The sequence below is a fragment of the Burkholderia sp. 28_3 genome, assembly GCF_003253915.1.
GTDB classification, from domain to species: domain Bacteria; phylum Pseudomonadota; class Gammaproteobacteria; order Burkholderiales; family Burkholderiaceae; genus Burkholderia; species Burkholderia cenocepacia.
This window is the reverse complement of record NZ_QKZF01000013.1, coordinates 46,829-72,880: the sequence shown is the minus strand read 5'-3', so window position 1 is coordinate 72,880 and position 26,052 is coordinate 46,829. Positions and strand designations below refer to the sequence as shown.

Genomic DNA, 26,052 nt, shown 5'->3' with positions numbered 1-26,052 from the left:
ATGATATGACAGTTTTCAAGGATTATTACAAAACGAAAGGAATTGAGATGACGAAAAATCGAGGCCGAATGTCATCAGGTTAGACGACGCTTCGCGAAAATGCGGGGCGCCGATGCGTCGCCGCTGCGGGCCCGGCCGACCGGTTCACGCTCGCCCGGCACCCGCCGGTGAGCGTCAGGGCGCTTCGAATGCTTGCGCCCCGACCATCCGGGCCGACGCCGCGGCAACGATATCGACCGCACGCAGCCATAAAAAAACCGGGCGCCCTCTCGGACGCCCGGCTTTCGTCGAAACCCGCTCGCGCGATTCAGCTCAGCGCGGCAGTTCCGAATGGCCCATCAGGTACGCATCGACCGAGCGCGCGCACTGGCGGCCTTCGCGGATCGCCCACACCACGAGCGACTGGCCGCGACGCATGTCGCCTGCCGCGAACACCTTGTCGACCGACGTGTAGTACGAACGGTCGCCTTCGGTCGTCGCGCGTGCATTGCCGCGCGCATCCTTCGCGACGCCGAACGCGTCGAGCACCGGCGCGGCCGGCTGCGTGAAGCCCATCGCGAGCAGCACGAGATCGGCCTTCATCTCGAACTCGGAACCCGGCACTTCCTGCATCTTGCCGTCCTTCCACTCGACACGCACCGCGATCAGCTTCTCGACCTTGCCGTTCTTGCCTTCGAGACGCTTCGTCGCGACCGCCCAGTCACGCTCGCAGCCCTCCTCGTGCGACGACGACGTGCGCAGCTTGATCGGCCAGTACGGCCACACGAGCGGCTTGTTTTCCTCTTCCGGCGGCTGCGGCAGCAGCTCGAACTGCGTGACCTGCTTCGCGCCGTGACGGTTCGACGTGCCGACGCAGTCCGAACCCGTATCGCCGCCGCCGATCACGATCACGTGCTTGCCCTTCGCGAGCAGCTGGTCGGCGAGCTTGTCGCCCGCGTTCACGCGGTTCTGCTGCGGCAGGAAATCCATCGCGAAATGGACGCCCGCGAGCTCGCGGCCCGGCACCGGCAGGTCGCGCGGCGTTTCCGAACCGCCGGCGATCACGACCGCGTCGAATTCTTCCTTCAGCGTGTCCGGCGAGATGGTTTCCTTCGCGAGGCTGCCGATCGATTCGGGCAGCGGCTCCTTGCCGATGAACACGCTGGTACGGAACGTCACGCCTTCCGCTTCCATCTGGCGCATGCGGCGATCGATCAGCCACTTCTCCAGCTTGAAGTCGGGAATCCCGTAACGCAGCAGGCCGCCGATGCGGTCGTTCTTCTCGAACACCGTCACGTCGTGGCCCGCACGCGCGAGCTGCTGCGCGGCAGCGAGGCCCGCGGGGCCCGAACCGACGACCGCGACCTTCTTGCCCGTCTTGTGTTCGGCCGGCAGCGGCTTCACCCAGCCTTCCGCCCAGGCCTTGTCGATGATCGCGTGCTCGATCGACTTGATGCCGACCGGATCGTTGTTGATCCCGAGCGTGCAGGCCGCTTCGCACGGCGCCGGGCAGATGCGGCCCGTGAATTCCGGGAAGTTGTTGGTCGAGTGCAGGACTTCGATCGCCTGCTGCCAGTCCTGGCGGTAAACGAGATCGTTGAAGTCCGGGATGATGTTGTTGACCGGGCAGCCGTTGTTGCAGAACGGGATGCCGCAATCCATGCAGCGCGCGCCCTGGACCTTCGCGTCCGCGTCGGTCAGCGCCGCGACGAATTCCTTGTAGTGCTTCACGCGCGTGAGCGGTGCTTCGTACGCCTCGTGGCGGCGTTCGAACTCCAGAAAACCGGTTGCCTTGCCCATAAGGTGCTCTTCTGTTCGGTGTATCGGGTGGGGGAGCCGCGCGCGGCCATCAGGCGCGCGCGGCATTCGCTATGTCGTTCGTCGCTCAGGCGGCCAGCACTTCCTTCGCCGCCTTCTTCGCACCGATCTCGCCCAGCGCGCGCTTGTATTCGTGCGGGAACACCTTCACGAACTGGCGGCGCGCCGCGTCCCAGTTTTCCAGCAGCGACTTCGCGCGCGGCGAACCCGTGAACTGGAAATGACGCTCGACGAGCCCCTTGAGCAGCGCTTCGTCCGTCGTGCCGGCGTGCCAGAGTGCGCGGTCGACCGTGCGCTCCTGCTCGGCCTGCTGCAGCACCGGCTCGAGCGCGACCATCGACTTGTTGCACTTGGCCGCGAACGTGCCTTCCGGATCGTAGATGTACGCGAGGCCGCCCGACATGCCGGCCGCGAAGTTGCGCCCCGTCTCGCCGAGCACGACGACCGTACCGCCCGTCATGTATTCGCAGCCGTGGTCGCCCGTGCCTTCGACGACCGCCGTCGCGCCCGAGTTGCGCACGCAGAAGCGCTCGCCGGCCACGCCGCGGAAGAACGCTTCGCCTTCGATCGCGCCGTACATCACCGTGTTGCCGCAGATGATGTTTTCCTCGGACTTGCCGCGGAAGTCGTTGGTCGGACGGATGATGATCCGGCCGCCCGACAGGCCCTTGCCGACGTAGTCGTTGCCGTCGCCGACGAGGTCGAGCGTCACGCCCTTCGCGAGGAACGCGCCGAAGCTCTGGCCGGCCGTGCCCTTCAGCTGGATGTGCACCGCGTCGTCGGCCAGGCCGTCGTGGCCGTGCTTCTTCGCGATCACGCCCGACAGCATCGCGCCGACCGTGCGGTTCACGTTGCGCACCGGCTGGATGAACGACACATGCTCGCCGTTCTCGATCGCGGCCTTCGCCTTCTCGATCAGCACGTGGTCGAGCGCGCGCTCGAGGCCGTGATCCTGCACGTCGACGTGACGCGGCGCGACGTCCTCGCACTCTTCCGGCTGGTAGAACACACGCGAGAAGTCGAGGCCCTTCGCCTTCCAGTGCTCGATGCCCTTGCGCGTATCGAGCAGATCGGCGCGGCCGATCAGGTCGTCGAACTTCGCGACGCCGAGCTGCGCCATGATCTCGCGCACTTCCTCGGCGACGAAGAAGAAGTAGTTCACGACGTGCTCGGGCTGGCCCTTGAACTTCGCACGCAGCACCGGATCCTGCGTCGCGACGCCGACCGGGCACGTGTTCAGGTGGCACTTGCGCATCATGATGCAGCCCTCGACGACGAGCGGCGCCGTCGCGAAGCCGAATTCGTCCGCGCCGAGCAGCGCGCCGATCACGACGTCGCGGCCCGTCTTCATCTGGCCGTCGGCCTGCACGCGGATACGGCCGCGCAGGCGGTTCAGCACCAGCGTCTGCTGCGTTTCGGCGAGGCCGAGTTCCCACGGCGTGCCGGCGTGCTTGACCGACGACAGCGGCGATGCGCCCGTGCCGCCGTCGTGGCCGGCGATCACGACGTGATCGGCCTTCGCCTTCGCGACACCGGCCGCGACCGTGCCCACGCCCACTTCCGACACGAGCTTCACGGAGATGCTCGCGCTCGGGTTCACGTTCTTCAGGTCGTGGATCAGCTGCGCCAGATCCTCGATCGAGTAGATGTCGTGGTGCGGCGGCGGCGAGATCAGGCCGACGCCCGGCACCGAGTAACGCAGCTTGCCGATGTATTCCGACACCTTGTGGCCCGGCAGCTGGCCGCCTTCGCCCGGCTTCGCGCCCTGCGCCATCTTGATCTGGATCTGGTCGGCCGATGCCAGGTACTCGGCGGTGACGCCGAAGCGCCCCGACGCGACCTGCTTGATCTTCGAGCGCAGCGAATCGCCGTCCTTCAGCGCGATGTCGCTGACGATCTCGTCGCCGATCACCGACTTCAGCGTCTCGCCCGACTTGATCGGAATGCCGCGCAGTTCGTTGCGATAGCGCTTCTCGTCCTCGCCGCCTTCACCGGTGTTCGACTTGCCGCCGATCCGGTTCATCGCGATCGCGAGCGTCGCATGCGCCTCGGTGCTGATCGACCCGAGCGACATCGCGCCGGTCGCGAAGCGCTTGACGATCTCCTTCGCCGGCTCGACGTCGTCGATCGGGATCGCCTTGGTCGGCTCGACCTTGAACTCGAACAGGCCGCGGAACGTCATGTGACGCTTGGTCTGGTCGTTGATCAGGTGCGCGTATTCCTTGTACGTCTGGTACGAGTTGCTGCGCGTCGCGTGCTGCAGCTTCGCGATCGAATCCGGCGTCCACATGTGGTCTTCGCCGCGCACGCGGTACGCGTACTCGCCGCCCGCGTCGAGCATGTCGCGCAGGACCGGGTTGTCGCCGAACGCGTCGCGGTGCAGGCGGATCGCTTCTTCCGCGACCTCGAACAGGCCGATGCCGCCGACCTTCGACGCGGTGCCCTTGAAGTACTTCTCGACGAGGTCGCTCGACAGGCCGAGCGCTTCGAAGATCTGCGCGCCCGTGTACGACATGTACGTCGAGATGCCCATCTTCGACATCACCTTCTGCAGGCCCTTGCCGACCGCCTTCGTGAAGTTGTAGACGGCCTTCTCCGGCGACAGGTCGCCCGGCAGCCCTTCGGCCATCTTCGCGAGCGTTTCCATCGCGAGGTACGGGTGCACGGCTTCCGCGCCGTAGCCCGCGAGCAGCGCGAAGTGGTGCGTCTCACGCGCGGAACCCGTCTCGACGACGAGGCCCGTGCTCGTGCGCAGCCCTTGCTGCACGAGGTGCGTGTGGATCGCCGACGTGGCGAGCAGCGCCGGAATCGCGACGTGCTCGGCGTCCGTCTTGCGGTCCGACACGATCAGGATGTTGTAGCCCGACTTCACCGCGTCGACGGCTTCCGCGCACAGCGACGCGAGGCGCGCCTCGATGCCTTCCTTGCCCCACGCGACCGGATAGCAGATGTTCAGTTCGTACGCGCTGAACTTGCCGCCCGTGTACTGGTCGATCGCGCGGATCTTCGCGATGTCCTTGAAGTCGAGCACCGGCTGCGACACTTCGAGACGCATCGGCGGGTTGATGTTGTTGGTGTCGAGCAGGTTCGGCTTCGGGCCGATGAACGACACGAGCGACATGACCATGTTCTCGCGGATCGGGTCGATCGGCGGGTTCGTGACCTGCGCGAACAGCTGCTTGAAGTAGTGATAGAGCGTCTTGTTCTTGTTCGACATCACCGCGAGCGGCGAATCGTTGCCCATCGAACCGACGGCTTCCTCACCCTGCGCCGCCATCGGCGCCATCAGGAACTTCAGGTCTTCCTGCGTATAGCCGAACGCCTGCTGGCGGTCGAGCAGCGCGGCGCCCTGCGTGCGGCCGGCCGCGACTTCCTCGGCCTTCGGCTCGATCTCGTCGAGCTTGATGCGCACCGCGTCGATCCAGCTCTTGTACGGCTTCGCGTTCGCGAGGTTGTCCTTCAGTTCCTTGTCGTCGATGATGCGGCCGTGTTCCATGTCGATCAGGAACATCTTGCCCGGCTGCAGGCGCCACTTCTTGACGATCTTCGATTCGGGGATCGGCAGCGTGCCGGCTTCCGACGCCATGATGACGAGGTCGTCGTCGGTGACGATGTAGCGCGCCGGGCGCAGGCCGTTACGGTCGAGCGTCGCGCCGATCTGGCGACCGTCGGTGAACGCGATCGCGGCCGGGCCGTCCCACGGCTCCATCATCGCGGCGTGGTATTCGTAGAACGCGCGGCGGTTCTCGTCCATCAGCGTGTGCTGTTCCCACGCTTCCGGGATCATCATCATCACCGCGTGCACGAGCGGGTAGCCGGCCATCACCAGCAGTTCGAGACAGTTGTCGAACGATGCGGTATCCGACTGGCCCGGGTAGATCAGCGGCCACAGCTTCGGCAGATCGTCGGCGAGCACGTGCGACGCGATCGCGCCGGTACGCGCGTTCAGCCAGTTCACGTTGCCCTTCACGGTGTTGATCTCGCCGTTGTGCGCGATCATCCGGTACGGGTGAGCCAGTTCCCACGCCGGGAACGTGTTGGTCGAGAAGCGCTGGTGCACGAGCGCGAGCGCCGACACGACGCGCTCGTCCTGCAGGTCACGGTAGTACACGCCGACCTGGCCGGCCAGCAGCAGCCCCTTGTAGACGACGGTGCGCGCCGACATCGACGGCACGAAGTATTCCTTGCCGTGCTTGAGCTTCAGCGCCTGGATGCGGTGGCTCGCGGTCTTGCGGATCACGTACAGCTTCCGCTCGAGCGCGTCCGTCACCATGATGTCCTTGCCGCGACCGATGAAGATCTGGCGGATCAGCGGCTCGCTCGCCTTGACCGTCGGCGAGATCGGCATCGCATGGTCGACCGGCACGTCGCGCCAGCCGAGCACGACCTGGCCTTCGGCCTTCACCGTACGCTCGAGCTCCTGCTCGCACGCGAGACGCGACGCGTTCTCCTTCGGCAGGAAGATCATCCCGACCCCATATTCGCCGGCCGGCGGCAGGTTCACGCCCTGCTTCGCCATTTCCTCGCGATAGAACGCGTCCGGAATCTGGATCAGGATGCCCGCGCCGTCGCCCATCAGCGGATCGGCGCCGACCGCGCCGCGGTGATCGAGGTTCTCGAGGATCTTCAGACCCTGCTGGATGATCTCGTGGCTCTTCTTGCCCTTGATGTGAGCGACGAAGCCGACGCCGCAGGCGTCGTGTTCGTTTTGCGGGTCGTACAGACCTTGTGCGGCGGGCACCGCGGCGAGCGGCTGCTGGTGGTCGTTCATGGGGACACCGTCGTAAAGGGGGCCTGGAGGCCGTTGAACCGTTTTCTTGTTGCCGTCGAGCCCGCTCCCGACAGGAGACGGCACGGCCGACAGTGGTTGGGCAGGCTTCGCCCGGGCCACCGGAATTCGGAATATACGCGACGAATCAAGGGAATAGCAACAAAAACCGCTTGATCGAACCCCAATTAAACGAATGCCTCGATCTGGTGCTGTTTTATTGGGGCCGTATCGTTTTGGTGCAAAAAGAAGCGGCGCCCGCCGCGCCGCTTCTGGCCCGCCTTTCCGGCGTTACTGCTGGATCGGCGGCGTGTTTTCACGCACCTTTCTGGGGCGCCCGCGCGGCAACGGCGAGACGCGCCGGTTCGCGGTGCGCGCCGCCCACTCGCGGTAATTCTCGCCGCCGAGCACCCACCCCTTCAGCGTGGCCTGCTGCAGCTGATCGGCCTGCCGCTCGTCGAGCGGCTGTTCGCACAGCTCCTTGTACGCCCGCTGGCGGTCGAACGGCGTGTTGCCGAGCGCCCAGTAGAGCGGATGGTCGGTGATCAGGCTGTCGACGGTGAGCCCGACGTGATGCCGGTAGCTCGACCAGCGATAGGCCTCGGGCGTCGCGACGAGCTGCGAGCGCACCGGGCTCATCTCGACCACGCGGCTCGCGAGCAGGAAATAGCGCTCGCCTTCGATCACGGTCGCGCGATAGCGGCCTTCCCACAACGTGCCGCGCCGCGAATAGCGCCGGTTGAAATGCGCGACGTAGCGACGGCCGACGGCCTGCATCGCCTTCGGCAGGCTCGCCTCGTCGCTCGGTGTCACGAGGAGTTGCACCTGGCGCGGCAGCAGCACGTAGGCGTGTACCGCCAGGTGATGATCGCGTGCGGCGGCCTTCAGGCAATCGATGAAGAGTTCGTAGTCCTGGTCGTCGACGAACGCGGGTTGCTGATCCAGGCCGCGCAGTATCACGTGCTGCGGCTGGTCGGGAACGTAGAGTCGTGCTAACCGTGCCATGCTGAATGTCCGTTTGAACGCGTTAGGAAATACCCGGAGGTCCGAAAATGCGCACCTGCGTAGAATGCCTGCCCCAGCGGCGCGCGTAAGCGTACGGTCGTGCGAATCCTAGGGAGAAAACTCTAACTTACGAGCTTGTTTGGTTTTAAACGCAGTCGTCATAATGAGCACGCCTTTGATCGGAGGAGACACAATGAAACGAAAACTGGCCATTACGGGGGCCGCAGCGCTCGCATTCACGTTCGCGGGCGGTACGGCACATGCACAATCCGCAGGTGATTTCTACGTCAGCACCGGCTGGCTGCACCTTGCGCCGCAGGACAGCAGCGACCCGCTGTTCGTCTACGGCGTAGGCGGCACGCCCGTCAATCAGTCGATTCCCAACACCGGCGCCGGCATCAGCGATGCCGACACGCTCGCGCTGGCGACCGGTTACTTCGTGACCGACCATATCGCCACCGAGTTCATCGCCGGCATCCCGCCGAAGTTCGACATCACCGGCAAGGGCCAGTTCTCGAAGTTCGGTACGCTTGGCCGCGCGTACCAGTGGAGCCCTGCGCTCCTCCTCAAGTACTACTTCAACGACGCCAACGCGAAGTTCCGTCCGTATGTCGGCGTCGGCGCGACGTATATCTGGTTCACCGGCGCGAAGATCACGAACAGCACGTTCGAGAACGGCGTGCTCGGCGGCCCGACCAGCGCCACGACCAGCAACCAGTGGGCGCCCGTGTTCAACGCCGGCTTCACGTACAACTTCACGAAGCACTGGTTCGCCGGCTTCTCGATGTCGTACATCCCGGTCAGCGTGACCGCGACCTTCACGACGGCGCGCCGGACCCCGGTCGGTACGCTGACGGAAACGTCGAAGGCCCACATCTCGCTGAACCCGATCGTGACGTACCTGAACGTCGGCTACCGCTTCTAAGCGTAGTCGAATATTTGGGGAATGGTTAATCCTGCTGCAATTTGTAGCGGATTTTTCCTGGCGTAACGTCTCCACGATGCAAAACGCCCCGACGGAAATCCCGTCGGGGCGTCGTTTTTTCGCGTCAGGCACGTTCGGCGCAAGGGTTTTACCGGACGCCGCCGCGGCCGTGGCCGTCAGACGACGTCGATATCGTCCAGCGCGTCGGGCGCGATCAGGTCGATGCGGTCCGTGCAGACCGCGTCGACGCCCCAACGCGCCAGTTCGCGCGCCCGTTCGAGGTCATTCACCGTGTAAACCAGGATGCGCAATCCGGCGGCCTTGATCGCACGCACCAGGGATTCGTCGAGCCGAGTGTGGTCTGCATGCAACGATACGCAGTCGAGCGCATCGATGACCTGCGCATGCCAGTCGTCCGGCACGACTTCGTAGAGCATCCCGCGCGGCAGTGCCGGCGCCGTCGCGCGCGCCTGCCGCAGCGCGTCGAACGAGAACGACGACAGCAGCGGCGCCACGGCGGCATCGCGCCAGTACGCGGCCGCATCGGCCGCCACGCGCTGCCCGGTTTCGCGCTCGCGCCCCGGGCACGGCTTGATCTCGACGTTCGCGGCCAGCCCGTGCGCGATGCAGCGCGCCGCCGCCGCCTCGAGCGTCGGCATCCGTTCGCCCGCGAAACGCGCGTCGCGCCACGCGCCCGCGTCGAGCGCGGCCAGCGCCGCATAACGCATGCCCGCCGCCGCTCCGTGACCGTTCGAGGTCCGGTCGACCGTGTCGTCGTGCAGCAGGAAGGTCACGTCGTCGGCCGACAGCTTCGCGTCGAACTCGACCATCCGGTGACCGCGCCGCGCGCCCTCGTCGAGCGCGGCCAGCGTGTTCTCCGGTGCGAGCGTGCCGCCGCCGCGATGGGCGACGACGCGCGGATAGGGCCAGTCGGTACGGATCGTCATCGTCGGTCTCCCGCAGTCAAACGGTTTCAGCCGGCCCGCTTGCCGGTTTCGGGATCGAAGAAATGCAGCCGGTGCGCGGGCAGCGCCGCCGCCAGCGCCGTGCCGCGCGCCGGGCGGTCGGCGTGCGGCAGGCGCACCGCGACGTCGTGGTTGCCCCAGCGGCCGTGCGCGAGATTGTCCGCGCCGAGCAGCTCGCACGAATCGACCGGCAGCGTCGCCTGCGCGACGCCCGGCTGCGGCGTCATGTGTTCGGGACGCACGCCGAGTACCCAGTCGCGCCCGGTGGCGATCTCGCTGCCGATGCCCGGTGCGCCGGCGACCGGCAGCGCGGGGCCGCCGCCCGCGACCGTGAAGGTCGCGCCGTCTTCCGACAGCCGGCCGTGCATCAGGTTCATCGCGGGCGAGCCGATGAAGCCCGCGACGAACACGGTCGCCGGCTTCTCGTACACGTCGACCGGCGCACCGATCTGCTCCGCGTAGCCGCGGTTCATCACGATCACCCGCTGCGCGAGCGTCATCGCCTCGATCTGGTCGTGCGTCACGTACACACTCGTCGTCGCGAGCCGCGCGTGCAGCCGCTGGATCTCGAGCCGCATCTGCACGCGCAGCTTCGCGTCGAGGTTCGACAACGGCTCGTCGAACAGGAACACCGACGGTTCGCGCACGATCGCGCGCCCCATCGCGACGCGCTGCCGCTGGCCGCCCGACAGCTCGCGCGGCCGCCGCGCGAGCAGCGGCTCGAGCTCGAGGATCTTCGCGGCCGCCGCCACCCGCGCATCGATCGTCGCGCGCTCGATCCCGCGGATCTTCAGCCCGTAGCCCATGTTCTGCGCGACCGTCATGTGCGGATACAGCGCATAGTTCTGGAACACCATCGCGATGTCGCGGTCCTTCGGCTCCAGCGTGTTGACGACCCGGTCGCCGATCGCGATCTCGCCGTCCGTCACGGTCTCGAGACCCGCGATCATCCGCAGCAACGTCGACTTGCCGCAGCCCGACGGGCCGACCAGCACGATGAATTCGCCGTCGGCGATCTCCACGTCGATGCCATGCAGCACGTGCTGCTTGCCGTCGTAGGATTTCCTGACGCCCTTCAAGCTCAGCGCAGCCATACCTGGTCCTTCTCCCGGTTACGTCGGTCGTTCATTTCTCGGAATCGACGAGGCCGCGCACGAACCAGCGCTGCATCGCCAGCACGACGACGAGCGGCGGAATCATCGCCAGCAGCGTCGCCGCCATCACGTATTGCCATTCGGTCGCGGCGTCGCCGCTCGCGATCATCGTCTTGATGCCCACCACCGCCGTCGACAGCGACGCCTCCGTCGTGATCAGGATCGGCCACAGATACTGGTTCCAGCCGTAGATGAACGTGATCACGAACAGCGCGGCGATGCTCGTCTTCGACAGCGGCAGCACCACGTCCCAGAAAAAGCGCAGCGGCCCCGCGCCGTCGATGCGCGCCGCGTCCATCAACTCGTCGGGCAGCGTCATGAAGAACTGGCGGAACAGGAACGTCGCGGTCGCCGATGCGATCAGCGGCATCGTGAGCCCCGCGTAGGTGTTCGTCAGGTGCAGCGTCGACACGACCTGCACGGTCGGGAAGATCCGCACTTCCACCGGCAGCATCAGCGTGACGAAGATCAGCCAGAACGCCGTGTTGCGAAACGGGAAGCGGAAGTAGACGATCGCATACGCGGACAGGATCGACACCGCGATCTTGCCGACCGCGATGCCGAGCGCCATCGCGAAGCTGTTCACGAGCAGGCGGCCGAACGGCGCCGTCGTGCCGCCGCTGCCGTGCCCCCAGATGTACGCGATGTTCTCGAACAGGTGCGTGCTCGGCACCAGCGACAGCGGCACCGTGAACACTTCCTGCGCGTTCATCGTCGCCGCGCAGAACGCGACGTAGACGGGGAACACGATCAGCACGACGCCCGCGATCAGCACCGCGTGGCAGAACAGGTCGAAGCCCTTGCGATTCTCGATCATGCGTATTGCACCCTGCGTTCGACGAAGCGGAACTGGATCACCGTAAGCCCCACGACGATGATCATCAGCACGACCGACTGCGCGCCCGAACTGCCGATGTCGAGCCCCTGGAAGCCCTCCGCGAAGATCTTGTAGATCAGCGTCTTGGTGCTCTGCGCCGGGCCGCCGCCGGTGGCCGCGTCGATCACCGGGAACGTGTCGAAGAACGCGTAGACGAGGTTCACGACCAGCAGGAAGAAGCTCGTCGGCGACAGCAGCGGCAGCACGATGTTGAAGAAGCGCCGCACCGGCCCCGCGCCGTCGATCGCCGCCGCCTCGATCAGCGAGCGCGGAATCGCCTGCAGCCCCGCGTAGAAGAACAGGAAGTTGTAGCTCACCTGCTTCCACACCGACGCCAGCACGACGAGGAACATCGCCTGCCCGCCGTTCAGCGCGTGGTTCCACACGATGCCGCCCTTCGCGAGCGCATACGTGATCAGGCCGATGCTCGGGTTGAACAGGAACGCCCACAGCACGGCGGCGATCGTCGGCGCGACCGCGTACGGCCAGATCAGCAGCGTGCGGTACGCGCGCGCGCCGCGGATCACGCGGTCGGCGCACGCGGCGAGCAGCAGCGACACGACGAGCCCGCTCACCGTGACGAGCGAACTGAACACGAGGGTCGTGCGGAACGAATCGAGATACAGCGGATCGGCGAACAGGTGCGTGAAGTTCGCGAAGCCGACGAATTCGCTCGACGTGCCGAACGCGTCCTGCATCTGCGTGGACTGCCACAGCGCGACGCCGGCCGGCCACAGGAAGAACACGGCGGTGATCGCGAGCTGCGGCGCGATCAGCAGGTACGGCACCGGGCTCGTACCGAAACGGGAACGGGATTGCATCGCGGATATCCGGTCAGGCGAAACGGAAAGGAAACCGCACCGCCGGACGGCACGCGCTGGCGCGCGACACCGCCGGCGGCACGCAGCGATGCGCGCTCAGCCGCCCGACTTCTCGAAGCGGCGCAGCAGTTCGTCGCCGCGCGACGCGGCCGAATCGAGCGCGTCCTTCGGCGCCTTCTTCTGCGCCCAGACCTGTTCGAACTCCTCGTCGACGACCGTGCGGATCTGCGGCATGTTGCCCAGGCGCAGCCCCTTCGTGTACGGCAGCGGCGGCTTGTTCAGCATCTGCTTGATCGCGGTTTCGGCGCTCGGGTTCTTCGCATAGAAGCCCTGCTGGCGCGTCAGGTCGTACGCGGCGGTCGTGACCGGCAGGTAGCCGGTGTCCTGATGCCACTTCGCGGCGACGGCGGGCGAAGCCAGGTACGCGAGGAATTTCGCGACGCCCTTGTAGGTCGCCGGATCCTTGCCGGCCAGCACCCACAGGCTCGCGCCGCCGATGATCGCGTTCTGCGGCGCGCCCTTCACGTTCGCGTCGTACGGCATCATCCCCGTGCCGTAGCTGAACTTCGCGAACTTCTGCACGTTCGCGAGCGCGCCGGACGACGTCGTCAGGATCCCGCAGTCGCCGCTGTAGAACTTCGCCGACGCTTCGTCCTTGCGGCCCGCGTACGTGAACGTGCCGTCCTTCGCCATCTGCTGGAGGAACGAGAGGTGCGCGATCTGCTGCGGCTTGTTGAACTCGAGCACGGCGTCGGTGCCATCGAAGCCGTTGTTGCGGCTCGCGAACGGCAGCCCGTGCCACGCGCTGTAGTTTTCGAGCTGGATCCAGCCCTGCCAGCCGGTCGTGAAGCCGCACGCCATCCCCGCCTTGCGCAGCTTCTCGGCATCGGCCTTCACGTCGGCCCACGTCTTCGGCGGCTGGTTCGGATCGAGGCCCGCCTTCTTGAACGCATCCTTGTTGTAGTACAGCACCGGCGTCGAGCTGTTGAACGGCATCGACACGAGGTGGCCCGTCTTCGCATCGCTGTAGTAGCTCGCGATGGTCGGCACGAACGCCTTCTCGTCGAGCGTCACGCCCGCCTGCTTGAACACGTCGTAGACCGGCACGACCGCCTTCTTCGCCTGCATCATCGTCGCCGTGCCGACTTCGTAGACCTGGAGGATCGCCGGCGCGTTGCCGCTGCGATAGGCCGCGATGCCCGCCGCGAGTGCCTGGTCGTAAGTGCCCTTGAAGACCGGCACGATCTTGTAGTCGCTTTGCGACGCGTTGAACTGGTCGGCGATCGCGTTGACCCGCTCGCCGAGCGCAGCCTCCATCGCATGCCAGAACTGAATTTCCGTCGCGGCGAGCGCGACGTGCTGCGCCCCGAACATCAGCGCGCCGCCGAGCGCGATCGAACGAACCAGTGTCCCCGCAGGCTTCTTCTTCATCGACCTCTCCTATGAAAACGTTACCAACAGCGTGTGCAACATTCCCGTCGCCATTGAACCGGCGAAGTCTAGTGATCGTTTATGACAGTCAGTTGTCGCTGATGACGAACAGGCGCTGATATTCCTTCAGCGCGAAGCGGTCGGTCATGCCGGCGATGTAGTGCGCGACGAGACGCGGCTGCTGCGCCGCGTCGTCGGACTGGTACGGCGGCGGCAGCAGGCGCGGATCGTCGATGAACGCGTCGAACAGCCCCGTGACGACGCGTTGCGCCTTGCTCGCCATGCGCATCACCTTGTAATGGCGATACAGGTTCTTGAAGAGGAAGCGCTTGAGCGCGGCGGCCTGCGCGGCGACTGCCGGGCTGTGCGACACGAGCGGCGGCGCGGCGCGCACGTCGTCGAGCGATGCGGGCGCGACGCGGGCAAGATTGCGCGTCGTCTCGTCGATCAGGTCGACGATCAGCGTGTTGATGATGCGGCGCACCGTCTCGTGCACGAGACGGCGGCCTTCGAGGTGCGGGAATTCGGCGAGCGCCGCTTCGTAGTGACGCTGCCACAGCTCGACTTCCGCGAGCTGCTCGATCGTGATCAGGCCGGAGCGCAGGCCGTCGTCGACGTCGTGGTTGTTATACGCGATTTCATCGGCGATGTTCGCGAGCTGAGCTTCGAGCGACGGCTGGCGGCCCTGCAGGAAGCGCTCGCCGAGCGCGCCGAGCTTGCGCGCATTCTCGCGCGAGCAGTGCTTCAGGATGCCTTCGCGCGTCTCGAAGCACAGGTTCAACCCGTTGAACGCGCCGTAGTGCTCCTCGAGCTCGTCGACCACGGCGAGGCTCTGCAGGTTGTGCTCGAAGCCGCCGTGCTCGCGCATGCACGCATTCAGCGCGTCCTGCCCGGCATGGCCGAACGGCGTATGGCCGAGGTCGTGCGCGAGCGAGATCGCTTCGACGAGATCCTCGTTCAGGCGCAGGTTGCGCGCGACCGAGCGCGCGATCTGCGCGACTTCGAGGCTGTGCGTGAGGCGGGTGCGGAACAGGTCGCCTTCGTGATTGACGAAGACCTGCGTCTTGTATTCGAGCCGGCGAAACGCGGTCGAGTGGACGATCCGATCGCGATCACGCTGGAATTCGGTGCGCGCCGCCGGCGGCGTTTCAGGATGGCGGCGGCCGCGCGACTGCGACGCGTGCGCGGCATACGGAGCAAGATGGGCTTCCAGCGCCGCCAGCGTCGGCGGCTCGGCCACCGGCGCAGCGGATGCGCGGCTGGCTTCGGGCAATGTGCTGCTGGATGTCTCGCTCACGTCTCCTCCATGTCAGGGGCGCCGGCGCATCCGGGCCGCCGTTAGCGGGTCGTCTGCGCCAGTGTAGCGAATACCGCTTCGTCCGGCGCCTGCGTGATCAGCGTATCGCCGAATCGCTTCAGCAGGATGAACTTGATCGCGCCGGCCTCGGCCTTCTTGTCGACGCGCATCAGGTCCATGTAGCGCGCATCGCCGAGCGCGGGCGCGCGGGTCGGCAGATGTGCGGCCGCGATCACCGCATCGAGGCGCTGCCGCGATGCTTCGTCGAGGAGGCCGAGCCGCACCGACAGGTCGCCCGCCATCACCATCCCGCAGCCGACCGCTTCGCCGTGCAGCCATTCGCCGTAGCCGAGCCCGGCCTCGATCGCATGGCCGAACGTGTGGCCGAAGTTCAGGATCGCGCGCAGGCCGCCTTCGCGTTCGTCGGCCGCGACGACGCTCGCCTTGATCTCGCACGAACGCTTCACTGCATGCGCGAGCGCGGCGGGCTCGCGACGGTTCAGCGCCTCGACGTTCGCCTCGATCCAGTCGAAGAACTCGGCATCGGCGATCGCGCCGGTCTTGATGACTTCGGCGACGCCGGCCGCCAGCTCGCGATCGGGCAGCGTCGTCAGCGCGCCGATGTCCGCGATCACGGCCTGCGGCTGGTAGAACGCGCCGATCATGTTCTTGCCGAGCGGGTGGTTGATGCCCGTCTTGCCGCCGACGGACGAATCGACCTGCGACAGCAGCGTCGTCGGCACCTGGATGAACGGCACGCCGCGCATGTAGCACGCGGCGGCAAAACCGGTCATGTCGCCGACCACGCCGCCGCCGAGCGCGACGAGCGTCGTCTTGCGATCGGCGTGGTCCGTCAGCAGGCCGTCGAAGATCAGGTTCAGCGTTTCCCAGTTCTTGTACGCCTCGCCGTCCGGCAGCACGACCGTCGACACGCGCTTGCCGAGCGGCGCGAGCGCCGCGCGCAGCGCGTCGCCATAGAGCGGATCGACCGTCGTGTTCGTGACGATCGTGACGGACGAACCCTTGATGTGGGGCGCGAACAGCTCGGTGCGGCCGATCAGGCCGGCGCCAATATGAATCGGATAGGCGCGGTCGCCCAGATCGACGTTGACAGTAATCATGCTTGTAGCGGCTTGGCGATGACGCCGGCCAGTTCGAGTTGCATCAGCACCATGTTGACGAGACCGTTGACCGACGGACGGCCGGTCTCGATGACGAAATCCGCGCATTCGCGGTACAGCGGGTCGCGCACTTCGTACAGCGCTTCGAGACGCCCCTTCGGATCGTCCGTCTGCAACAGCGGGCGATTCTTGTCCTTGCGCGTGCGCAGCCATAGATCGTGCGGATTGGCGCGCAGGTAGACGACGATGCCGTTGGTTTTCAGGCTGTCGCGATTTTCCGGGCGCAGCACCGCGCCGCCGCCCGTCGCGAGCACGATGTTCTCGCGCTGCGTGAGATCGGCGATCACCTGCGTTTCGCGGTCGCGAAACCCGGCCTCGCCCTCCAGTTCGAAGATCACCGGGATGCGCGCGCCCGTACGGGCCTCGATTTCGTGGTCGGAGTCGAAGAACGTCCTGTCGAGACGACGCGCGACCGCACGGCCCACGGTGGTCTTACCCGCTCCCATAAGGCCGACGAAAAATACGTTTGCATGTGGGTCCCGCGCTTGCAACGGCTTCCTCTGCTTCAATCTTGCTGGTGTGTGGCGCAGCTTACTGGCAAAGCGGCTGCCTTGTCGAGCCTGCGTCGGCGGCTTCCGGCCCCGTTTTCTCGGCATCCTCGTCGCCCGCGCCGGGTGCGCCGCACCGCGGATCGACGACGGTCGGCGTGATGAAGACGACCAGTTCATTGCGCTGGTCGCGCTGCGCGCGGTGCCGGAAAAGCGCGCCCAGAATGGGTATTTTGCCCAAGAGCGGCACGCGCGTCACATCGTTCCGGTTCAGTTGTTCATAGATACCGCCGATCGCGACCGTCCCGCCATTCTCGACCTCGACGCGCGTCTGCACATGCTTCGTATGGATGGCGGGGCCGGCCGCGGTCGGCTCGCCGACGCTGTCCTTGGTCACGTCGAGATCGAGCACCACGCGCCCGTCCGGCGTGATCTGCGGCTCGACCTCCAGCTTGAGCGTCGCGCGGCGGAACTGCACGCCGCTCATGCCATTGCCGACCTTCGCCTGGTACGGCAGCTCGGAACCCTGTTCGACGATGGCCTTGACGCGATCGGCCGTGACCACCCGCGGACGCGAAACAATCTGGCCCCGGCCCTGCGCCTCCAGCGCGCTGAGCTCGATGTCGAGTACGCGGCTGAGCGGCGCGGCGAACAGCGTGAAGCCGGCGGTGGCCGCGTCGAAACCGCCGAGCGGCCGCGCGGCAAGGTCGAGCGCGTTGCGCGCGTCCGCCGTGAACGACGTGCCCTCGGCTGACGGCGGCCGCCCCTGCGCACGCAGCGCGACACGTGCGCCGAGGTTGCGCGAGAAACCCTGCTCGCCTTCGACGATGCGGGCCTCGATCCGGACCTGCCGCGACGGCCGGTCGATCGCGTCGATCAGGCCGGCGATCTGCACGATACGCGGTGCGAGATCGGTGACGAACAGCAGGTTGGTCCGCGGATCGGCCGCCGCGGCGCCGCGCTTCGACAGCAGGCGCTGGCCGGTCGCGCCGGCCAGCAGCCGTTGTACGTCCTGCGCGCGCGGATAGTGCAGCATGAAGGTACGGCTCGCCAGCGGCTCGAGATCGGCGGCCCGCGCGTGCATGTCGAAGCGCTCGCGTTCGCGCGCAGCCAGCTCGGCTGCCGGCGTGACCCAGATCACGTTGCCGCGCCGGGACATCGCAAGCCCGTGCATGTCGAGCAGCGTGTCGAACGCCTCGCGCCAGCGAACATTGTTCAGACGCAACGTGACCGTGCCGCGCACCTGCTCGCCGACGACGATATTGAGCCCGGTGAACCGCGCGATCGCGTCGAATGCCGCCGCGAGCCCGACGCCCTGCAGATTCAGCGAGATCCGCCGTGCGTCGTCCGCATCGCCCGGTTGGCGGGCCGCGGCGTCGCTCATCCGGGCCGGCGGCGCCAGCGGGATCGGCGGTCCCTCCAGCGCGGGGCCCGGTGCGGCGGTTTCCGTCTGCCGTGCCGCGCGCGCCGCATGATCGAACGGTGGCGGGCCGGCGTCTTCCGTTGCCGCACTATCCACGCCGTCGGCCACACGCAGCGGCAGACCCGGCACCGACACATCCGTCGACCCGGCGGGCCAGACCGCCGGCAGCGGCGGCAACGACGCGCTTGCGCCGGCCGCCGTCACGCCGGCCCAGAGGGCAAGCACCCAACAACGGTGTTTCGTCATGGCCGACCTCCGTCGTCCAGGACGAGCCGCTGCGAGCCGTCCGCCGTCGCAAGCGTCACGGCCGCGCGATCGATGCGCACCACGCGCGCGGCACCCAGTACGTCGCCAGGCGCGACGGCCGTGAACGCGCCGTCGCCGTCGTCGAACAACGCGAGGCCGGCCCGCGCGTCGCGAATCGTGCCGGCGAAGCGGGCTGCGTGACCCGCCGCTTCGGCCGCGCCGGCGTCGCCGAACGGATCGGCGTCGGGCGCAGCGACGCGAACCGGCGTGTTGCCGTCCGCGGTCGTGGTCGCCGGCAGCGCCGAAAACACGTCGACGGACATGTCGACCCGCGCCGCCGACGTGCCACGCTCGATACGCAGCGCCGACGGTACGGCCAGCACCGGGAACCGCGCCAGGCCGCCAACCATGTGCAGCAGCGCGCGAAAACCACCATCGGCGGCGATGTGCACGGTGCGCCGGCCGTCCGGTGCCGCGCCATCGGCGCGCTGCGGTTCGACCGATACGCCGCTCAGCCCGCTCGACGCGGCGAGATCGGCCAGTTCCAGCATCAGCGCGGCCCATTCCGGCGCATGCGGCAAACGATCGTCGCGCATCAACGCACGATGCCCGTCGCGTCGTTGTCCAGCGGAAGCGAGCACGCGTTGCGCGTCGGCCGCGCGCGCCTGCGCTGCGGCGAGCAACGCGCGACTATGGGCAAGCCCGCTCCAGTCGGCCGCATTCGCCAGATGAATGCCGCCGCCCAGCACGGCCGCGAATGCCAGCACGCAACCCGCGGCATGCGCGGCCGCCGGCGACACGCGCGGCATGCCGCCTGGCCCGACGCCGCCACCCGGCGCCGGCCGATGCACGAGCGTCGTCATGCGCCGCCTCCCGACATCGTCCGCGACGCCGTCGGGTCGTGCCAGCGCAACTGCACCGAGAAGCGGAACGGCATCCCGGCCGTGGGAGCCGGCGCATCCGAGGCCGGCTTCAACGTCTCTATATCGATCCGCCAGTCGCGCTGCTCGCGCGCCATCGCGGCGAGCCATCGCGCAGCGGCCCGGAAACTCTCGGCGCGCGCTTCGAGCACCGCGCCGGTCGACGTCATGCGCAGCGCGTCGAGCCGGATACGATCGGCGCGCACCTGCTTCAAGGTCGCCAACAGCCCCGCCATGCGCCGGTAAGGCGCGGCCAGCGCAGCCGCCTGTGCGTCGCGTCGCGCGATGGCGGCGGCGGCATCGACCGCACGCGTCGCAGCCGCCACCTGGGGCTGCAACTGCCGCAGCCGCGTCTCCACGCTGGCGCGCTCGGCATCCACCCGCCACCGCGACAACACGGCGGCGCCCGTCCACAGCCCCGCACCGAGCACGCCGAGCAGCATCGCCACACCGCACTGCGCGACCCGGCGACGCCGCAAGGCCTGCGCCAATCGCTCGCGGTACGGCAGCAGGTTGAAGTCGCCGAGTATCGCCTGCTCGGCCGCCGCCGCGCCTTCGCTTGCCGACACGTGAGCGGCCGTCATTCCCACACCCCGCGCAACGCCAGCCCGAATGCGACGGCAAACGCCGGGCCGCCCGGCATGCCGGCGCGCGCGCACGGCTGTCCGTCCCAGCCCGTGCAGTCGAACGGGACCACCGCCGTGCCGAGCACGTCGCCGATCTCGGCGACGGACGTGTCGAAGCGGGCGATACATCGCTCGTCCCCGGCGACGAATACGCAATGGACGGCCCCGAGCGCGCGCCGCCGCAACGCATCGGGCAGTGCTTCCGGCAACGTGCCGGACAGCGTCAGCACCGGGATAGCCGACGAACCCTCGATTCGCCAGCCGCGCACGCCCGCGTCGCAGAACCACAGCGCGGCGTAGGCACCCTGCGCGTCGAGTTCGAACTGCGCGGCATAGCGCAGCGCACGCAGCACGGCGGCCGACTCGCCGTCGATCACGGTCAGGTCGATACCGGCCTGCGCGGCCACGTCGATGCGCCGCTCGAGCAACGCCAGCGGCGCCACCGCCACCGCGATCTCGCCGGATCGCACGCCGCCGTAGTGCCGCCAGTCGAACGCGAGACTGTCCGGCGCCAGCCCCGAGATGCGTTCGGCCGCCTGCCGCGCGGCGTCCGGAATGTCGCCGCGCCCGGCCAGATCGAGCGTCGCGGTGCGCATCTCGTCATCGTGCAGCGCCATCACGCCGCGCGCGTCGCACCGCACCTCGGCCGCCGACAGCCGCGACACGGCCGCCGCCAGCGATCGCGCGACCGCCGCCCAGCGTGCGTCTTCCGGCCCGCCCGCCAACCCGACCGGCTCCCGCTCGAGCCCCTCGACGCGCACGTCCGCGTCCCTGCCGCGCCGGCTCAGCACGGCCACCCTCACCTCGTGCGCACCGACGTCGATTCCCGTCGACCGGTGCCTGCCCTGTGCAAACCGCGCCACCCATCGTCCTGCCATCCCAGCCTCCCGAGATCGTCGCGACCCACGCCGCGTTTCCGAGACCTGATTCTGCAAAGCGGCGCATGCGGCCGACAGTCGGCCAAACGGCCAGCATCCGCTCGCGGTGGCCATGCGCGGACTATGCTGACGGCACGCCGACCCGCGGCTTTCCGACGGGCGGCCCCCGCGTCAGGACCGGTCTTACCGGGCAGCTATAATCGCGGGACTGTTTTCCGGTATGCCTATGCAATCCACGACTCCTACGTCCCCGCCTCCCGCCCCGGAGCCGAAGAAGCGGCCCTGGTGGCAAAAAGTCCTGCTCGGCTTCGCCGCGATGTGCGTGGCCCTCGTCGTGGCCGGCGGCCTCGTGCTCGGCTATGCGCTCGTCGTGGCCTGGCCGAACATGCCGTCGCTCGACGCGCTGACCGACTATCGGCCGAAGGTACCGCTGCGCATCTATACGTCCGATCACGTGCTGATCGGCGAATTCGGCGAGGAGCGCCGCGACGTCGTTCATTTCAAGGACGTGCCCGACTCGCTGAAGAAGGCGATCCTCGCGATCGAGGACGCGCGCTTCTACGATCACGGCGGCGTCGACCTCACCGGCATCATCCGCGCCGGCTTCGTCGCGCTGACGAACGGCCACGCGTCGCAGGGCGCGAGCACGATCACGATGCAGGTCGCGCGCAACTTCTTCCTGTCGAGCGAGAAGACCTACACGCGCAAGATCTACGAAATGCTGCTCGCGTACCGGATCGAGCGCGCGCTGACGAAGGATCAGATTCTCGAGGTCTACATGAATCAGATCTATCTCGGCCAGCGTGCGTACGGCTTCGCGAGCGCGGCGCGCGTCTATTTCGGCAAGGATCTGAAGGACATCACGCTCGCGGAAGCCGCGATGCTCGCGGGGCTGCCGAAGGCGCCGTCCGCGTATAACCCGGTCGTGAATCCGAAGCGCGCGAAGGTGCGCCAGGAATACATCCTGCAGCGGATGCTCGAGCTGAACTTCATCACGCGCGAACAGTACGACGAAGCCGCCGCGCAGCCGCTCGTCGTCAAGGGTCCGGGCCGCGATTTCAGCGTGCACGCCGAGTACGTCGCGGAAATGGTCAGACAGATGATGTATGCGCAGTATCGCGAGGAAACCTACACGCGCGGCTTCAACGTCGTCACGACGATCGACTCCGCGGACCAGCAGGTCGCGTACACCGCGCTGCGCAAGGGCATCATGGATTACGAGCGCCGCCACGGCTATCGCGGGCCGGAAGGCTTCATCGAACTGCCGGCCGGCGCCGACGATCGCGAACAGGCGATCGACGACGCGCTGCTCGAGCATCCCGACAACGGCGAGCTGATCGCCGCGGTCGTGACGGCCGCGAGCCCGCGCCAGATCACGGTGGCGTTCATCGACGGCAGCACGGCGACGATCGAGGGCGACAACCTGCGCTTCGCGTCGGGCGCGCTGTCGGCCAACGCGCAGCCGAACCGGCGCATCCGCCCCGGCGCGATCGTCCGGGTCGTGAAGAACGACGCCGGCAAATGGTCGATCACGCAGTTGCCGCAGGTCGAAGGCGCGTTCCTGTCGATCGTCCCGCAGGACGGGGCGATCCGCTCGCTCGTCGGCGGCTTCGACTACAACAAGAACAAGTTCAACCACGTCACGCAGGCGTGGCGGCAGCCCGGTTCGTCGTTCAAGCCGTTCATCTACTCGGCGTCGCTCGACAAGGGCCTCGGGCCCGCCACCGTGATCAACGACGGCCCGCTGTATTTCAGCGCCGCGGAAACCGGCGGCCAGCCGTGGGAGCCGAAGAACTACGGCGGCGGCTTCGAAGGCCCGATGTCGATGCGCACCGCGCTGCAGCGCTCGCGCAACCTCGTGTCGATCCGGATCCTGAATCACATCGGCACGAAATACGCGCAGCAATACATCACGCGCTTCGGCTTCGACGCCGAGCGCCATCCGGCCTACCTGCCGATGGCACTCGGCGCCGGCCAGGTCACGCCGCTGCAGATGGCCGGCGCGTATTCGGTCTTCGCGAACGGCGGCTATCGCGTCAATCCGTACCTGATCGCCGAAGTCACCGATCCGAACGGCGCGGTCGTCGCGCGCGCGCAGCCGCTCGTCGCCGAGCAGAACGCGCCGCGCGCGATCGACGCGCGCAACGCCTACGTGATGAACAGCCTGCTGCAGAGCGTCGCGCAGCGCGGCACGGGCGCGCGGACCAACGTGCTGAAGCGCACCGATCTCGCGGGCAAGACCGGCACGACGAACGACTCGCACGACGCGTGGTTCGCCGGCTACCAGCACACGCTCGCCGCGATCGCATGGATCGGCTATGACAATCCGCGCAGCCTCGGCGATCGCGAAACCGGCGGCGGCCTGTCGCTGCCGGTCTGGATCGACTACATGGGCGCTGCGCTGAAGGGCGTGCCGGAATTCAAGCCGACGGTGCCGGAAGGCGTCGAATCGCTCGGCGGCGAGTTGTACTTCACCGAGTTCACGCCGGGCCACGGCTTCGTGTCGACGGTCGGCGTGCCGCAGGCGCCCGCTGCGCAGAACGTCGACGAGGCCGTGCCGCACGTCGACGAGCAGGAGAAGCAGGACATCATGAACCTGTTCCGCGGCCACTGACCCGCGGCCCGGCCATGAAAAAAGCGCCCCGCGGGGCGCTTTTTCTTTGGGCACGACGCGCGGAGCGCTGCGCTCCCGCCGTTACGCGCTGAACGTGATCGGCAGGCCGGCCTGCTGGGTCGCGTAGTCGGTGAGCGCCGAGAAGAACTCGGTGCCCGTGCGCGTATCGCGCCATTCGCCGTCGATGAAACGGTAGTGGAATCCGCCGGCCTTCGCGGCGATCCACACCTCCTTCATCGGCGGCTGCAGGTTGACGATGATCTTCGAGCCGTTCTCGAACGTCAGCGTCAGCACGCTGCCATTGCGTTCCAGATCGATGTCGTGATCGCCGTCGTTCGCGACGTCCACGGTACGCTCGACGGCCGCCAGCACGGCCTCTGCACGGGCCAAGTATTCAGTATCGGACATGCTAAACTCTATCGGTTAAATTGTTCAGGGACGATCATGCGAGTCGTTTTCCGGATGAGCGCGATTGTAGCGGCTTTGGCGATTCTTGCCGGCTGCGGTCAAAGCGGCGCGCTCTATCTGCCCACCGTGCCTCCGATGCCCAAGCCGATCCAGCCGCAGAATACGCCGCCGTCGGACGTGAAACCGACCGACGAAAACGCGTCGTCCGACGAGTCGCCCGACACGTCCGGCTCGCCGCTCACGCTGTCGCCCGAACTGTCGAGCACATCGAACATGCCCGCCCCGGCATCGGGCCCGGCCGCGACGAAGTAACGACGCACTGCCGCCCGCGCGGCGCACGAAACGAGGCGATGACTTCCCGGTCATCGCCTTTTGTTTTTCAGCGGCCGCGCCGTCACGCGCGCACGCGGCGCCAGCCCCACGTCACCAGCCGCCAGCCGAGCAGCGCGGCGACGATCGCCGCGTAGAGCTTCGGCTGCGCAAGATCGTGCTTGCCCGCCCGCATCCACCAGAAGTGCAGCACGCCGAACAGCGCGATCGCGTAGATTGCGCTGTGCAGCGTCGCCCAGTGGCGACCGAGCCGGCGCACCATCGCGCGCGGCGACGTCGCGGCGAGCGGAATCAGCAGCACGAACGCCGCGAAACCGACCGTGATGAACGGGCGCTTGCCGACATCCTTCAGGATCGCGACGACGTCGAACCACTTGTCGAACCACAGGTAGGTCGTGAAGTGCAGCGTCGCGTAAAAGAACGCGAACAGCCCGATCATCCGACGAAAGCGCAGCAATGGCGCGAAGCCCGTGATGCGCCGCAGCGGCGTGACGGCCAGCGTGATGCACAACAGGACAAGCGTCCACAAGCCGGTCGAACGCGTGATGAATTCGATCGGGTTCGCGCCGAGCCGGTCGGTCAGCCCGAACAGCACGATGCGCGCGAGCGGGTAGAGGCCGGCCGCGAACACCAGCACCTTGGCCGGCGCGAGCCAGCGCGGCGCGGCAGGACGGTTCGCCCCGGCCCGCGCCGTGCGGGCGGCCTGCCCGGCGCCCGCGGCGCGCGCGGGTGTGAGCGTCGAAGGATGCATGTCGTTTCTCACGGTCGCGCTCAGAAATTCTTTTTCAGGTCCATGCCCTGATACATCGATGCGACCAAGTCGCCGTAGCCGTTGAACATCAGCGTCTTGCGCTTCGGCGTGAAGAAGCCGTCCTCGCCGATGCGCCGCTCGGTCGCCTGGCTCCAGCGCGGATGATCGACGTTCGGGTTCACGTTCGAATAAAAACCGTACTCGTTCGCCGCGTACGTGTTCCAGCTCGTCTTCGGCTGCTTGTCGACGAAGCGGATCTTCACGAGCGACTTCGCGCTCTTGAACCCGTATTTCCACGGCACGACGATCCGCACCGGCGCACCGTTCTGGTTCGGCAGCACCTGCCCGTAGACGCCCATCGTCAGCAGCGCCAGCGGATTCATCGCCTCGTCCATGCGCAGCCCTTCCGAATACGGCCAGTCGAGCACGGGCGTCGACAGGCCCGGCATCTGCGACGGATCGGCCAGCGTGACGAACTGCACGTATTTCGCGTTGCCAGTCGGCTGCACGCGCTTGATCAGCTCGGACAGCGGCACGCCGATCCACGGGATCACCATCGACCAGCCCTCGACGCAGCGCAGCCGGTACACGCGCTCCTCGAGCGGCGCGAGCTTCAGCAACTCGTCGAGATCGAACACCTTCGGGTGCTGCACCTCGCCTTCGACACTCACGCGCCACGGGCGCGGCCGCAACGTGCCCGCGTTCTGCGCCGGATCGCTCTTGTCGGTGCCGAATTCGTAGAAGTTGTTGTAGGACGTGATGTCCTTGAACGGCGTCACCTTGTCGATGGCGACGAATGTCGGGTTGGTTTTTGCCGCGAGCTTCGCCGCCCGCGCGTCGGGTGACGCATACGCGGCGAGCGCCGCGCCGCTGGTGCCGAACAGGCCGCCCGCGGCCGCGAGGCCGGCCGCCTGCAACACGCGCCGCCGATTCTCGAATACCGCGCGCGGCGTGATCTCGCTCGGCGCGATATCCGCGCCGGTCAGTACGTTACGCAAAGGGCGTTTGATCCACATCGTGCAGTTCCTCCCGCATGCGCGACGCGCATGCTTCATCAGCGTTCGACCCGGCCCGTCGCACGCCGTTCGACGCCCGGTTCGCCCGCCCATTACAAAAGAAAACCGCCGGGCACGCAGTGCACCGGCGG

General features: G+C 67.3%; 21 protein-coding genes. 3 read left to right on the top strand and 18 right to left on the bottom strand.

Annotated elements, in window-relative coordinates; genetic code table 11:
- Window positions 1–312: 312 nt before the first annotated feature.
- The 3 genes from DFS13_RS24645 to DFS13_RS24630 form a co-directional block, all read right to left on the bottom strand.
- Window positions 313–1,779 (bottom strand): glutamate synthase subunit beta, encoded by a 1,467-nt coding sequence (locus DFS13_RS24645; protein ID WP_060214769.1) that lies wholly within the window; start codon window positions 1,777–1,779, stop codon window positions 313–315.
- A gap of 85 nt (window positions 1,780–1,864) precedes the next feature.
- The gene (locus tag DFS13_RS24640) at window positions 1,865–6,568 is read right to left on the bottom strand and encodes a glutamate synthase-related protein (RefSeq protein WP_006490631.1); all 4,704 of its coding nucleotides are present in this window, start codon (window positions 6,566–6,568) and stop codon (window positions 1,865–1,867) included.
- A 288-nt stretch (window positions 6,569–6,856) separates the two neighbouring features.
- Window positions 6,857–7,570, bottom strand: coding sequence for a transposase (locus DFS13_RS24630; RefSeq protein WP_006494443.1), 714 nt, complete (start codon window positions 7,568–7,570; stop codon window positions 6,857–6,859).
- 193 nt (window positions 7,571–7,763) lie between these two features.
- On the opposite strand from DFS13_RS24630, the gene DFS13_RS24625 reads away from it, so the two are divergent.
- Entirely contained in the window at window positions 7,764–8,495 is a 732-nt protein-coding gene (locus DFS13_RS24625) for an OmpW family protein (protein WP_006490624.1), read from the top strand.
- Between the two features lie 176 nt (window positions 8,496–8,671).
- Here the strand turns inward: DFS13_RS24625 and ugpQ are convergent, their stop codons facing one another.
- The 12 genes from ugpQ to DFS13_RS24565 form a co-directional block, all read right to left on the bottom strand.
- On the bottom strand, window positions 8,672–9,442 hold the full coding sequence (gene ugpQ, locus DFS13_RS24620; protein WP_006491785.1) for a glycerophosphodiester phosphodiesterase: 771 nt from the start codon (window positions 9,440–9,442) through the stop codon (window positions 8,672–8,674).
- Between the two features lie 26 nt (window positions 9,443–9,468).
- Window positions 9,469–10,554 (bottom strand): sn-glycerol-3-phosphate import ATP-binding protein UgpC, encoded by a 1,086-nt coding sequence (locus tag DFS13_RS24615; protein ID WP_006481861.1) that lies wholly within the window; start codon window positions 10,552–10,554, stop codon window positions 9,469–9,471.
- Between the two features lie 31 nt (window positions 10,555–10,585).
- Entirely contained in the window at window positions 10,586–11,431 is an 846-nt protein-coding gene (gene ugpE / locus DFS13_RS24610; protein WP_006481859.1) for a sn-glycerol-3-phosphate ABC transporter permease UgpE, read from the bottom strand.
- Window positions 11,428–12,312, bottom strand: coding sequence for a sn-glycerol-3-phosphate ABC transporter permease UgpA (ugpA, locus tag DFS13_RS24605; protein WP_006481867.1), 885 nt, complete (start codon window positions 12,310–12,312; stop codon window positions 11,428–11,430). Before ugpA ends, ugpE begins: the two co-directional genes overlap by 4 nt.
- 96 nt (window positions 12,313–12,408) lie before the next feature.
- Window positions 12,409–13,743, bottom strand: coding sequence for a sn-glycerol-3-phosphate ABC transporter substrate-binding protein UgpB (gene ugpB, locus DFS13_RS24600; RefSeq protein ID WP_006481865.1), 1,335 nt, complete (start codon window positions 13,741–13,743; stop codon window positions 12,409–12,411).
- Window positions 13,744–13,831: 88 nt separating this feature from the next.
- Window positions 13,832–15,040, bottom strand: a complete 1,209-nt coding sequence (locus DFS13_RS24595; protein WP_006494444.1) for a deoxyguanosinetriphosphate triphosphohydrolase — start codon at window positions 15,038–15,040, stop codon at window positions 13,832–13,834.
- 41 nt (window positions 15,041–15,081) lie between these two features.
- Window positions 15,082–16,161, bottom strand: a complete 1,080-nt coding sequence (gene aroB, locus DFS13_RS24590; RefSeq protein ID WP_006481864.1) for a 3-dehydroquinate synthase — start codon at window positions 16,159–16,161, stop codon at window positions 15,082–15,084.
- The gene (gene aroK, locus DFS13_RS24585; RefSeq protein ID WP_034201082.1) at window positions 16,158–16,712 is read right to left on the bottom strand and encodes a shikimate kinase AroK; all 555 of its coding nucleotides are present in this window, start codon (window positions 16,710–16,712) and stop codon (window positions 16,158–16,160) included. The genes aroB and aroK overlap by 4 nt, the downstream gene beginning before the upstream one ends.
- 40 nt (window positions 16,713–16,752) lie before the next feature.
- The gene (pilQ, locus tag DFS13_RS24580) at window positions 16,753–18,378 is read right to left on the bottom strand and encodes a type IV pilus secretin PilQ (RefSeq protein WP_111442225.1); all 1,626 of its coding nucleotides are present in this window, start codon (window positions 18,376–18,378) and stop codon (window positions 16,753–16,755) included.
- Window positions 18,375–19,241, bottom strand: coding sequence for a pilus assembly protein (locus DFS13_RS24575; protein ID WP_111442224.1), 867 nt, complete (start codon window positions 19,239–19,241; stop codon window positions 18,375–18,377). Before DFS13_RS24575 ends, pilQ begins: the two co-directional genes overlap by 4 nt.
- Entirely contained in the window at window positions 19,238–19,882 is a 645-nt protein-coding gene (locus DFS13_RS24570; RefSeq protein WP_111442223.1) for a fimbrial protein, read from the bottom strand. Before DFS13_RS24570 ends, DFS13_RS24575 begins: the two co-directional genes overlap by 4 nt.
- On the bottom strand, window positions 19,879–20,802 hold the full coding sequence (locus DFS13_RS24565; RefSeq protein WP_043204534.1) for a competence protein ComA: 924 nt from the start codon (window positions 20,800–20,802) through the stop codon (window positions 19,879–19,881). The genes DFS13_RS24570 and DFS13_RS24565 overlap by 4 nt, the downstream gene beginning before the upstream one ends.
- Before the next feature lie 220 nt (window positions 20,803–21,022).
- On the opposite strand from DFS13_RS24565, the gene DFS13_RS24560 reads away from it, so the two are divergent.
- Window positions 21,023–23,416 carry a penicillin-binding protein 1A gene (locus tag DFS13_RS24560; protein WP_034201087.1) on the top strand — a complete coding sequence of 798 codons (2,394 nt, stop codon included), beginning with the start codon at window positions 21,023–21,025 and terminating at the stop codon, window positions 23,414–23,416.
- 81 nt (window positions 23,417–23,497) lie between these two features.
- On the opposite strand, the gene cyaY is transcribed toward DFS13_RS24560, so the two are convergent.
- The gene (gene cyaY / locus DFS13_RS24555; RefSeq protein WP_006482891.1) at window positions 23,498–23,824 is read right to left on the bottom strand and encodes an iron donor protein CyaY; all 327 of its coding nucleotides are present in this window, start codon (window positions 23,822–23,824) and stop codon (window positions 23,498–23,500) included.
- A gap of 36 nt (window positions 23,825–23,860) precedes the next feature.
- Between cyaY and DFS13_RS24550 the strand changes: the two genes are divergently transcribed.
- Window positions 23,861–24,136: a lipoprotein gene (locus DFS13_RS24550; protein ID WP_105866668.1), complete on the top strand. Its 276-nt coding sequence runs from the start codon at window positions 23,861–23,863 to the stop codon at window positions 24,134–24,136.
- 82 nt (window positions 24,137–24,218) lie between these two features.
- Here the strand turns inward: DFS13_RS24550 and msrQ are convergent, their stop codons facing one another.
- Both msrQ and msrP read right to left on the bottom strand, forming a co-directional pair.
- Entirely contained in the window at window positions 24,219–24,905 is a 687-nt protein-coding gene (gene msrQ, locus DFS13_RS24545) for a protein-methionine-sulfoxide reductase heme-binding subunit MsrQ (RefSeq protein ID WP_006482924.1), read from the bottom strand.
- A 20-nt stretch (window positions 24,906–24,925) separates the two neighbouring features.
- The gene (msrP, locus tag DFS13_RS24540) at window positions 24,926–25,921 is read right to left on the bottom strand and encodes a protein-methionine-sulfoxide reductase catalytic subunit MsrP (protein ID WP_111442222.1); all 996 of its coding nucleotides are present in this window, start codon (window positions 25,919–25,921) and stop codon (window positions 24,926–24,928) included.
- Between the last annotated feature and the right edge of the window lie 131 nt (window positions 25,922–26,052).